Annotated in this window: 11 protein-coding genes; 3 read left to right on the top strand and 8 right to left on the bottom strand. The window is 44.5% G+C overall.

Features of this window, described 5'->3' with window-relative positions; all coding sequences use genetic code 11:
- From IM507_RS22770 to rpsO, 4 genes are all read right to left on the bottom strand, one after another.
- Nucleotides 1-492, bottom strand: a 492-nt coding sequence (locus IM507_RS22770; RefSeq protein ID WP_287637786.1) for a Uma2 family endonuclease, incomplete at its 3' end; no start/stop codon positions are given.
- Nucleotides 493-557: 65 nt separating this feature from the next.
- Nucleotides 558-1,613 carry a 3-deoxy-7-phosphoheptulonate synthase gene (gene aroF / locus IM507_RS22765; protein WP_002739223.1) on the bottom strand — a complete coding sequence of 352 codons (1,056 nt, stop codon included), beginning with the start codon at nucleotides 1,611-1,613 and terminating at the stop codon, nucleotides 558-560.
- A 58-nt stretch (nucleotides 1,614-1,671) separates the two neighbouring features.
- Nucleotides 1,672-2,136, bottom strand: a complete 465-nt coding sequence (locus tag IM507_RS22760) for a PAM68 family protein (protein ID WP_002738795.1) — start codon at nucleotides 2,134-2,136, stop codon at nucleotides 1,672-1,674.
- Nucleotides 2,137-2,160: 24 nt separating this feature from the next.
- Entirely contained in the window at nucleotides 2,161-2,430 is a 270-nt protein-coding gene (gene rpsO / locus IM507_RS22755; RefSeq protein WP_002738807.1) for a 30S ribosomal protein S15, read from the bottom strand.
- A 170-nt stretch (nucleotides 2,431-2,600) separates the two neighbouring features.
- On the opposite strand from rpsO, the gene ndhM reads away from it, so the two are divergent.
- Nucleotides 2,601-2,930, top strand: coding sequence for an NAD(P)H-quinone oxidoreductase subunit M (gene ndhM / locus IM507_RS22750; protein WP_002738864.1), 330 nt, complete (start codon nucleotides 2,601-2,603; stop codon nucleotides 2,928-2,930).
- A 375-nt stretch (nucleotides 2,931-3,305) separates the two neighbouring features.
- On the opposite strand, the gene IM507_RS22745 is transcribed toward ndhM, so the two are convergent.
- Nucleotides 3,306-4,493: a TRC40/GET3/ArsA family transport-energizing ATPase gene (locus IM507_RS22745; RefSeq protein ID WP_002741890.1), complete on the bottom strand. Its 1,188-nt coding sequence runs from the start codon at nucleotides 4,491-4,493 to the stop codon at nucleotides 3,306-3,308.
- A gap of 74 nt (nucleotides 4,494-4,567) precedes the next feature.
- Complete coding sequence (gene panD, locus IM507_RS22740; protein ID WP_002738909.1) at nucleotides 4,568-4,987, bottom strand: aspartate 1-decarboxylase; 420 nt, start codon at nucleotides 4,985-4,987, stop codon at nucleotides 4,568-4,570.
- A 37-nt stretch (nucleotides 4,988-5,024) separates the two neighbouring features.
- On the opposite strand from panD, the gene IM507_RS22735 reads away from it, so the two are divergent.
- A complete protein-coding gene (locus IM507_RS22735) occupies nucleotides 5,025-5,852 on the top strand; it encodes a DUF3598 family protein (RefSeq protein WP_287637787.1) in 828 nt (275 codons plus the stop codon).
- A gap of 291 nt (nucleotides 5,853-6,143) precedes the next feature.
- Here IM507_RS22735 and IM507_RS22730 read toward each other — a convergent pair whose 3' ends face one another.
- A complete protein-coding gene (locus tag IM507_RS22730) occupies nucleotides 6,144-6,899 on the bottom strand; it encodes a cobalt-precorrin-6A reductase (RefSeq protein WP_287637785.1) in 756 nt (251 codons plus the stop codon).
- A 210-nt stretch (nucleotides 6,900-7,109) separates the two neighbouring features.
- Here IM507_RS22730 and IM507_RS22725 point away from each other — a divergent pair, with 210 nt between their 5' ends.
- On the top strand, nucleotides 7,110-7,772 hold the full coding sequence (locus tag IM507_RS22725) for a choice-of-anchor R domain-containing protein (RefSeq protein WP_002739334.1): 663 nt from the start codon (nucleotides 7,110-7,112) through the stop codon (nucleotides 7,770-7,772).
- A 320-nt stretch (nucleotides 7,773-8,092) separates the two neighbouring features.
- On the opposite strand, the gene IM507_RS22720 is transcribed toward IM507_RS22725, so the two are convergent.
- Entirely contained in the window at nucleotides 8,093-9,043 is a 951-nt protein-coding gene (locus IM507_RS22720) for an NAD-dependent epimerase/dehydratase family protein (RefSeq protein WP_002738365.1), read from the bottom strand.
- Nucleotides 9,044-9,566: the final 523 nt, after the last annotated feature.

Below are 9,566 nucleotides of genomic sequence, written 5' to 3'. Positions count from 1 at the left end.
ATAAATGCGCCAGATTTGTCCATTAAAACGCCATAATTCCGGCACTCCCAAACGGGCATAAAGTGCTAATTTATTAATATCCGTGTGGGTTATATCCACTTCCACCACTAAATCTGGGGGCGGATCTTCAGTTAAATTAATTCTTTTTCCTAGCACTTTAGCTTGATTTTGAATGTAGTAAGCATTATCGGGTTCTGCTCCTCGCTCTAAATCTTCCCTAGCTAGAGTTGTGGAACCCAGACTTTTAATTTTTAAACCCAATTCGGACACCAAAAAATAGATAAAACGTCCAATTAATTCTCTATAAAACTCGTGTTCTTCTAGGGGCATAGTAATCTCTAAAGTGCCACGATCATAAAATAAATGGGCGCGATTATTTTCCCCTATTGCCTGTAAAATTTGCTGATAGGATAACCAACTGAGATGATTAAAAACTACCCGTTTTTCGCCCCTAATTTGCTCAGTATTTAACTCCAGAGGAACTGTCACCATAACTGCCCCGAAAAGCGAAATTTATGCCCAAAAAAGGGGGTTGACTCACCCCCTTTTTATCTTAATTAAACCAGTGCCGGAACCTGGGGCCAACGCCCAATCGTCTTACCAATGACCGCTAACTCCCGCGTTAACTGGTCGAACCGGTCGGGAGTCAAGGATTGCGGCCCATCGGATAGGGCCTTGGCTGGGTTAGGATGTACCTCGATCATCAAGGAATCGGCCCCAGCTGCCAGGGAAGCCATGGCCATGGTCGGTACATATTCCCATTTACCCGTACCGTGGCTAGGATCGATCATGATCGGCAGGTGGGTTAAAGTTCTTAAAACGGGAATACAGGATAAATCTAGGGTATTGCGAGTATATTTACTGTCAAAGGTGCGGATACCGCGTTCGCAGAGAATGACATTGCTATTTCCTGCCGCGAGGATATATTCTGCCGCCATCAACCAATCTTCAATAGTGGCCGCCATGCCGCGCTTGAGTAGGACTGGTTTCGGTTGCGCCCCAACTTTTTTCAGGAGGGAAAAATTCTGCATATTGCGGGCCCCCACCTGCACCACGTCGGCTATTTCGACAATCTTATCGAGATCCGCCGCGTCCATTACTTCCGTGATAATACCCAAACCACTGGCATCTCTAGCCGCCGCTAGTAATTCTAAAGCGCTTTCCCCGTGACCTTGGAAAGCGTATGGAGAAGTGCGGGGTTTGTAGGCACCACCCCGGAGGAATTGCGCTCCGGCTGCTGCCACTCGTTTGGCAGTTTCCACGATCATCGCCTCATTTTCCACCGAACAGGGGCCGGCGACAATGCTAACGGTATGATTTCTGCCGATGGGGATAACACCGTTAGGAGTGGGGACTAAAACCTCGCTGTATTCCCCGTGACGGTATTCTAAAGAGGCGCGTTTGAAGGGTTGTTCGACTCGCAGGACGGTTTCGATCCAAGGGCTTAATTCTTGGATTTGTAGGGGGTCTAATTCCCTGGTTTCTCCGACTAAACCGATGACAACTTTATGCTTACCGACGATTTTTTCAGGACTTAATCCCCATGCCTCGAATTCGGCACTGACGCGCTCGATTTCAATTTCCGGGGAACCAACTTTCATGACAATAATCATGGCATTAACCCTTTATTTTTTCCTTTAATCTCTATTGTTGACGATTTCTAGAGGTTATCTATTTTTCTTCCACTTCTTTTTTGCCGGACCGCCAAGCAGCGATCGTTCTGCCAAAATTAGCTTGAAATTCTTGCCATCCTAGCCAGTCCCCCACCCGATCCTCGTCCCAAGAAGCGGAGAAGATGCCATAACTCAGACCGATAAAACCTAGACCAAATAGGCTTAAACTGACGAGCATGGCGACGTAGGAAGGGATTTCGAGAAGATTGTGGCTAATAATCCAGTAGAAGCCAAAAAAGGAAGTTATCCCCAATACTGTCGGAATGCCACAAAATACCGCCATCCGTTTGGCCATCCGTTGACTGACCGCTTGCGGAATTGCCTTTAAGCTGGTTTCCTCGGAGCGATTCTTTATCGGCGGTGGCACGGGACTAGGGGCAATTTTCGGGGTTTTTCGCTTATTTTGGCGCGGCTCAAAGGGAAGACGCTCTTTTTTCTCCGTCGATTTCGATTCAGAGGCCATGGTAGGGATGCAAGGGGGGTAAGCTTAACGGCGAATTCCGAGACGACCAATCAGGGTTTGATAACGTTGTTGATCTTTCTTCTGGATATAGGTTAACAGTCCCCGACGACGACCGATCATCTGGAGTAATCCCCGACGGGAAGCGTGGTCTTTCGGGTTAGCTTTCAGGTGTTCGGTCAGTTGGTTGATTCTCTCGGTTAAGAAAGCTACCTGTAACTCCGATGATCCTGTATCGGTTTCGTGGGCCTGATATTGGCTGATTAGTTCTTGTTTTTTGGTCTGGGTTAAGGCCATAGGACTCGTGATCTCTGCTTAAACACTGCAACCTATCATAGTATCACGTTTCTGGTCGATCCGTAAACATTGTTCGGGAGATAGGGTGATGAGACAGCTTCCCCAATTCCCCAATTCCGCAAATCATGGCAAAATCTTAGACATAGCGTCTAACTTACCCTGAAGATTCCATGCTGTTAAAATCCACGACCCGTCATATTCGCATTTATACGGCTGAAGTAAAAAATAATCAATTAATCGAGAGTAACAATGTTTTGACTCTTGATGTGGATCCCGATAATGAATTTAATTGGGAAGAAGTGGCTCTCAATAAGGTTTATAGTAAGTTTGATGAATTGGTAGAGTCCTACAATGGGGAAGAACTGAGCGAATATAATCTCCGTCGCATCGGTTCAGATCTGGAACATTTTATCCGTTCTCTCCTGCAAAAAGGCGAAATCAGCTATAATCTCAATGCCAGAGTCCAGAACTATAGTATGGGTTTACCAAAATTAGGGTGAACGATCCCGCGTCAGTCCCCACCCGGACACCTAGGCAGGTGGGGAATTTGCATCGCAGCAATGAGGAATTTCACGAATTGGGGTGAGGGAACAATGGCTCTTCTAGGTTCTGTGTGATAAGTTTAACTTACATAGGATCGATCTTTGTGTCCTTTGTGTCTTTGTGGTTAGTTCCACCCCCGCGCTAGGGGGAATATATCTTAGAGTACATTTTACCCACCAAATCCAAGAGATAAGTGGTCGTGCAAAATTAATTTCCTAGTCGAGACGGTTGAGGGGAGACAGCTATCAGAGATCGGATTTGAGTTTTCAGTTCGCTGTTCACTGTTTACTGATCACTGAAAACCTCCCCACTTCCCACCCAATCTAGGGAAATTACACTTTTACCACGTTGCTAAAAGAGATTTTCAGGTAATCATCTTCCATTTTTGCTCCGGAAGGTTTCAGGGCTGCCAAAGCTTGGGGTAAAACTAAATTACGACGGTGATTACCAATGCGAATATTTAACTCGTCTCCAGTTTTATTTAGTTGTATCTGTTCCTTTGGTATGCCGGGTAAATATAACTCCAAACTGTAATTATTTTCCTGTTGAACTACCCGAATGGTGTTTTCTTGGTAATAAACCTTAGTCGGATCTTCCCCAGCAAAAAGAGTTTCTTTCAGTCTTTCTAAAGCGGGTAAACCACACATTTCTTCGGAGTAGAGAGGAACTTCCTTAACCGGTAAGGGATGAAAATTATCGTAAATTTCCTGTTTATAACCCTGTTGATTTTCTTTCCAACGAGCAAAGAAAGGATCGGTTACTTTGTCGGGAATAATCCGATTAGCAATAATTAAATCGGTAGAAACATTATAGAGACTTAGATAGGCATGGGCGCGTAAAGACTCCTTAATCACCATTTTTTCGGGGTTTGTCACCAAACGTACCGAGGTTTGAGTATTATCGGTCAAAACCTTTTCCAAAGCCTCGATCTGCTCATAAAACTCGTAGGGAGCGTCCATAACTTCCTTGTCCGGTAGGGAAAAACCGGCGATCGGTCGAAAAAAAGGTTCCACCAGTGGTCGCAATGCCACCGACATTCCCTGTAAAGGTTTGTAAAATCTTCTCATGTACCAACCGCCCACCTCTGGCAAACTCAGCAATCGTAAAGCTGTCCCCGTGGGTGCGGAATCGATAATCAACACATCATAAGTACCCTCATCGTAGTGGCGTTTCATGCGAACTAAGCCGAAAATCTCATCCATTCCGGGTAAAATCGCTAATTCTTCCGCTTGCACTCCATCTAAACCCCTAGCTTGTAATACCTGAGTAATATAACGTTTTACTGCGCCCCAGTTGCCTTCTAACTCCATTAGTGCGTCTAATTCTGCTCCCCAAAGATGGGGACGTACCAAACGAGGATCGTGACCTAATTCGAGATCGAAACTGTCAGCGAGAGAGTGAGCGGGATCGGTGCTGAGAACTAGGGTTTTATAGCCAAGTTCGGCGCAGCGGAGTCCTGTAGCGGCGGCGACGGAGGTTTTACCCACGCCTCCTTTACCGGTCATGAGAATTACACGCATGGGGGCTGATTCTAAGAAAATTTACATTACTTATTCTTATTATGACGGGAAAGTTAACAAATTTGGGACAAGAATCAGCATTCTTGGCTATAAAATTCCACTCCCTGACCATCACTCCGGGGAATTAGGCTCTGTTCAAAAAATTGCTGACAGCGATTTTCGGCATCAGCGACGAGAACTTTGGCAAAATGACCCTTTTCGAGAACTTCTTGCCTCGGACGTTGTTCGTAGGCATAGATAATCAAAATATCTCCGGGTTGACAGAGCAGCGCAGCACCACCGTTAGGGCAAATTTCCCCGGTTTGGCCAGGAAAAACGTAGGTGGAAAAGCGCTTACCATTGCTAAGATTGACCACATCCACCTCTTCAAGGGGCAAAATACCGACCCGCTCAATCAATTCTCGATCGATAGTGATACTGCCGACATAATCGACGTTAGCCTCGCTGACGCGCACTCGATGGAGTTTGGCGTGCATTAATCGAATTGTTCCCATGTATTTTTTCCTATTTCCCCCAATTACCTCAATTATTATGCTCTCCCAGTGGGAATGTTTACTAAAAAATCTCGGTCAATGGCAAGGTTCTTTTACTCGTCTGTCTCCCCAAGGCGACTTGATCGAAGATACCCCGACTTTGGTATCTTTGCAAGGCATTAATAATAATCAATCGATTCGTCAATTGGTTCGCCGTCTCTACAGCGATCGAGAGCCGGAAGATTTAATTTTAGAGTATAGTTCTCTGCATCAGGGTATTCTATTTAGCCAGACGGGAGCTTTTTGTCAAGGTTCTCTATATTTTAGTAGTTTTTCCTCACCATTCGGAGCAGAATTTGGCTTAATCTCTGGAGAAAGACGATTAAGAATCGTACAGTTATTTAATGAACGCTGTGAGTTTGATCGCTTGACTTTAATTCGGGAAAAGTTAGTTGATTCTCAGTCACCAGAAAGACCGATGTTAACGGTGGAGCAATTACTGGGTCAATGGCGAGGACAAGCAGTGACAACGGGACGGGATTTTTATAATTCTGCTGCCTATTCTACCCATATCTCGATCGAGCGTCAGGGGGATAATTATCTCTCGCAAACTTTGACTTTTGGTGATCATCAAATCACTTCTAGCGCTCGTATTGAGGGACAAAGATTGGTGTTTGAAAATAGTCCGCTGCCGATGCAAATTCTACTGCTGCCCGATGGAGCTTCCTGTAATACACCTCTGAAAATTACTGCCGGTCATCCTTTTGTTTTAGAGGTAGGTTGGTTACTTTCTCCTACTCAAAGACAGCGCCTAATTCGTTCTTATGATCAGAAGGGAGAATGGACGGGTATTACTCTGGTGACGGAGGAAAAAGAAAACTATTAGACTATTATCTATTATAAGTACCTAAGCAAAATTAATTACACATTTTGATAAAGCTCTTGCCTTTTGCCTTTTGCCTATCTTCACTAGAAAATTTATTTTGCATGACTACTTACTATAGCAGTTTTCATTAGAATGAGCCATAGGCAAGGGGCTTAAACCCTTTGTTGGCAAAACTTGTCGATACCTTAGTGATGTGAAAAGTGCTATATTAAGTTCCAGTCTATTATACTAATACACTAGCCCCCTACTCCTCACCTAAGGGAAGATTTTTGATTTTTGCAAGAGGTCTCATCAAGAGAGCCATCTTTTTTCTAACCATGCCAGGACACTTTGAACATCCGCCACTTTTTCTCCTTCAGGTACAGGTGGACGTTGTACCATGACCACGGTTATTCCCAACTCTCTAGCGGCGATAATTTTGGCGTAAGTGGCATCACCGCCGCTATTTTTGCTCACGATCACCCCAATTTTATATTCTTGTAAAAGAGAGCGCTCTGACTGTAAGGAAAAAGGCCCCCGTTCCAATAATAATTTTCCAATCGGTACGATGGCATCTGGTTCCGGAGGGTCAATCATCCGCATCAAAAACCAGATATTGTTTAAATGTGCATAACTTGCCAGTTCTTGCCGACCAATAGTGAGAAATATCCGCGGCGCTAACCCCGATAAAATATTCGCTGCCGCTTGATTGTTTTCTACTTCAATCCAATTATCTCCAGATACTTTTTCCCAAGCTGGACGACTTAACATTAATCGAGGAATACCACAATCCGAGGCGGCTTGAGCGGCATTAAAGGAAATTTGTGCGGCAAAGGGATGGGTAGCATCAATTAAACAATCAATGCCTTCTTGCCGCAGATAATTGGCTAACCCAGTGGCACCACCAAACCCCCCCCGGCGAGAGGGAGTTGTGAAAGTAATCGGTTCTCTCGTGCGACCGGCAAAGGAAGCGATGGCATCTATACCCGGAATTGCCGCAATTTTAGCCGCTAATACCGCCGCTTCCCCTGTTCCCCCTAAAATCAGCACTCTTTTATTTTTAGTCATCTAGCAATCGCCAAAAGGTTAACTAATTTTCCATCTTCCTACCTTCCCTTGCAAAGGAAAGAGATTTTGGGGGTTAGGTCACTCTACTTTTTCCCAAAAACGAGGAATCTGTGCTAAGTTACCACAAAGTTTATTTTCCGAGCAGATGCTCAGAAGATAGACCATCAATCAAGGCCAATTTCACCCTTTTTGTCTTTAGGAGTTCCAAAAATGACTAAAAATCAGCAAATTCTGGCAAAAATCGGCGGAGGTAGCCTTGCTCTCCTTCTTTCTTTGGGCTTAGGGCAACAAGCTTATGCTGTCACCCTCGTTGAGAACTTAAGTCAATCAAATTCAGACACAGGAGGTATAACCTTTGACGACTTGTGGCAAGGATCAAGCTTTACCACTGGCAGTAGCAGTTATAACCTTAATTCTGCTACTCTTTTGTTCCAAGAATTCAGCGCCAGTACCGACTTGTTTGTTCGTCTCTATAGCGACAACAGTGGACAACCTGGCACTGTGATAACGAATTTTACTAACCCTACTCCCATTACTACCACTCTCACCAATAACACCTTTACCTTGGCTACTCCACAAGCATTAGCCGCTAATACCACTTACTGGTTAGTCAGTGGTACAACTGGTGGAGGGGAGTATTATTGGGGTTATACTCAATCTTTCAATCAAACAGGACTACCCGGTTGGACGATTGGTGATGGTTTCGTTTTCAGTTCAGATCAATCAGCATCTTGGGGCACTGATCCTACGGGTGGGCCTTACCAATTTAGCCTTGAGGGGACTGCTACTAGCGTCCCTGAACCAGGTTCCGTGGTTGCCTTGTTGGGATTAGGAGGATTAGGGTTAGCTTCTAGCCTGAAAAAACGAAAATAGGAACGGTAGGGTGGGGCGACTCGATTCTCTTGTCTCGTGCCAAGGTTCCATCTGGCAATGGGAAAAAGGAGTGTCTCCCTCCCTTACCTGATAGGTTATATATGTAGGGTTTGCTGAATAAAGCTAAAAACCTTGTTGGGTAAGACTTTTAGACTTTTTGAAATCAAAAAGTGCCGGGCATGGGAGTGATCGGGGGGGAAATTTAGGCACTTTTTCCCTGAAAATTAGGTAATTGACCCCCTGAAAATGGGTAAAACCCTACACCCTACACCCCACACCCTGCCCCCACCAACAAACTTTTTCAACAGACCCTAATTAACTTAACAATATAATCCCTGAATCCACTGCCATTCTTGGGCTAATCCTTCGGCTAAAGAGACTTGGGGATTATAACCTAGAATAGTACGCGCTTTGGTGACATCGGCGGCGGTGTGACGGGCATCTCCCCGGGCCAATCCTTGATGCAGTCGCTCGATCGGTTTACCGATGACTTTTTCCATGGTATCCAAGACATCCAGCAAAACCACGCGACTACCACCACCAATATTAAACACCTCACCCAACGCTTCCGGCACTACAGCAGCGGCTAAATTAGCGGCTACAGCATCGCTAATGAAGGTAAAATCGCGGGTTTGTTTTCCATCACCGTAGATGCCAATCGGTTTACCTGCGATCGCGGCTTGAAAAAACTTATGGAAAGCCATATCGGGACGTTGCCGCGGTCCATAAACGGTGAAATAACGCAAGGCAGTGACGGGAACGTTAAAATTCTGGTGATATAGCCAACAGAGTCTTTCTGCCGCTAATTTGGTGATGCCGTAGGGTGAAACCGGTTGGGGACAAAGGGTTTCCGGAGTCGGCATCGTTTCCGCATTGCCATACACCGAGGAAGTGGAAGCAAAAACCATCCGTTGTAAAGAAGGGGTTTCCTTAGCGGCCTCAAGGATAATTTGAGTAGCATTTATATTCCTTTCGGTATATTGACGAAATCCATCACCCCAGCTTGCTCTGACTCCTGCTTGGGCTGCCTGATGGAATAATACTTCTACTCCTTGCAACAGTTGTCTCCAGTCGAGGGATTGTATATCCGCTTCAATTAACTTAAATTCGGGATATTTTGCTAGAATATGGGCATTTTGGCGCTTTAAACTGGGGTCGTAATAATCGTTAAATTGATCGATACCGATCACCTGATCTCCTTGTTCTAAAAGCTTTTCTGCCAAGCTAGAACCTATAAAACCCGCGACACCAGTAACAATATGAGTAGCCATTTAATCCTAGTCGTTGATATTTTGTATCGATTGTAATCATTTTTGTTCTTTTTACCGCAATTAATTTCCGCCGTCCGCTGTCAGCTTTTAGGGATCAAAATCGATAGATTAGATCTCTTGCAAAAATCAAAAATCTTTCCTTAGGTGAGGAGTCACGAGCCAGTAGTCATACTAAATCCGTTGAGTACAGGCTAGTTATGAGGAGAGGCAAAAGGCAAAGGGGAATAAATAATCAGTTTTTAATAACTGGATTTAGTATCAGTAGTCAGGAGAATTAAGAATGATCATTAATCAATTAAATGCTCTATTCAGGGATTTTATGCAATTTTATGCCTATTCTTCTCATTTTTAAACTATCAAAAATTAATTATGCAAGAACTCTAATGTTTACAGATAGTTCTAACAATCCAAAAGAAGACTTCAGGAGGATCAATCCAAAATTATCAAATCATCGCCTAATTCAGCAACGCTTATCATAATTCTAACAACAAAAAAGCACCCCCTCGCGGGAGTGCCTTTTCGT

Source organism: Microcystis sp. M20BS1 (assembly GCF_020245305.1).
Lineage (GTDB): Bacteria > Cyanobacteriota > Cyanobacteriia > Cyanobacteriales > Microcystaceae > Microcystis > Microcystis ichthyoblabe_A.
Note: the sequence above shows the minus strand (reverse complement) of the source record. Positions and strands in the feature narration are given on the sequence as shown.

Bases quoted from the DNA above. Each gene is read 5' to 3' on its own strand.
- aroF (WP_002739223.1), bottom strand. From the start codon at position 1,613: ATGATTATTGTCATGAAAGTTGGTTCCCCGGAAATTGAAATCGAGCGC.
- IM507_RS22760 (WP_002738795.1), bottom strand. From the start codon at position 2,136: ATGGCCTCTGAATCGAAATCGACGGAGAAAAAAGAGCGTCTTCCCTTT.
- rpsO (WP_002738807.1), bottom strand. From the start codon at position 2,430: ATGGCCTTAACCCAGACCAAAAAACAAGAACTAATCAGCCAATATCAG.
- ndhM (WP_002738864.1), top strand. From the start codon at position 2,601: ATGCTGTTAAAATCCACGACCCGTCATATTCGCATTTATACGGCTGAA.
- IM507_RS22745 (WP_002741890.1), bottom strand. From the start codon at position 4,493: ATGCGTGTAATTCTCATGACCGGTAAAGGAGGCGTGGGTAAAACCTCC.
- panD (WP_002738909.1), bottom strand. From the start codon at position 4,987: ATGGGAACAATTCGATTAATGCACGCCAAACTCCATCGAGTGCGCGTC.
- IM507_RS22735 (WP_287637787.1), top strand. From the start codon at position 5,025: ATGCTCTCCCAGTGGGAATGTTTACTAAAAAATCTCGGTCAATGGCAA.
- IM507_RS22730 (WP_287637785.1), bottom strand. From the start codon at position 6,899: ATGACTAAAAATAAAAGAGTGCTGATTTTAGGGGGAACAGGGGAAGCG.
- IM507_RS22725 (WP_002739334.1), top strand. From the start codon at position 7,110: ATGACTAAAAATCAGCAAATTCTGGCAAAAATCGGCGGAGGTAGCCTT.
- IM507_RS22720 (WP_002738365.1), bottom strand. From the start codon at position 9,043: ATGGCTACTCATATTGTTACTGGTGTCGCGGGTTTTATAGGTTCTAGC.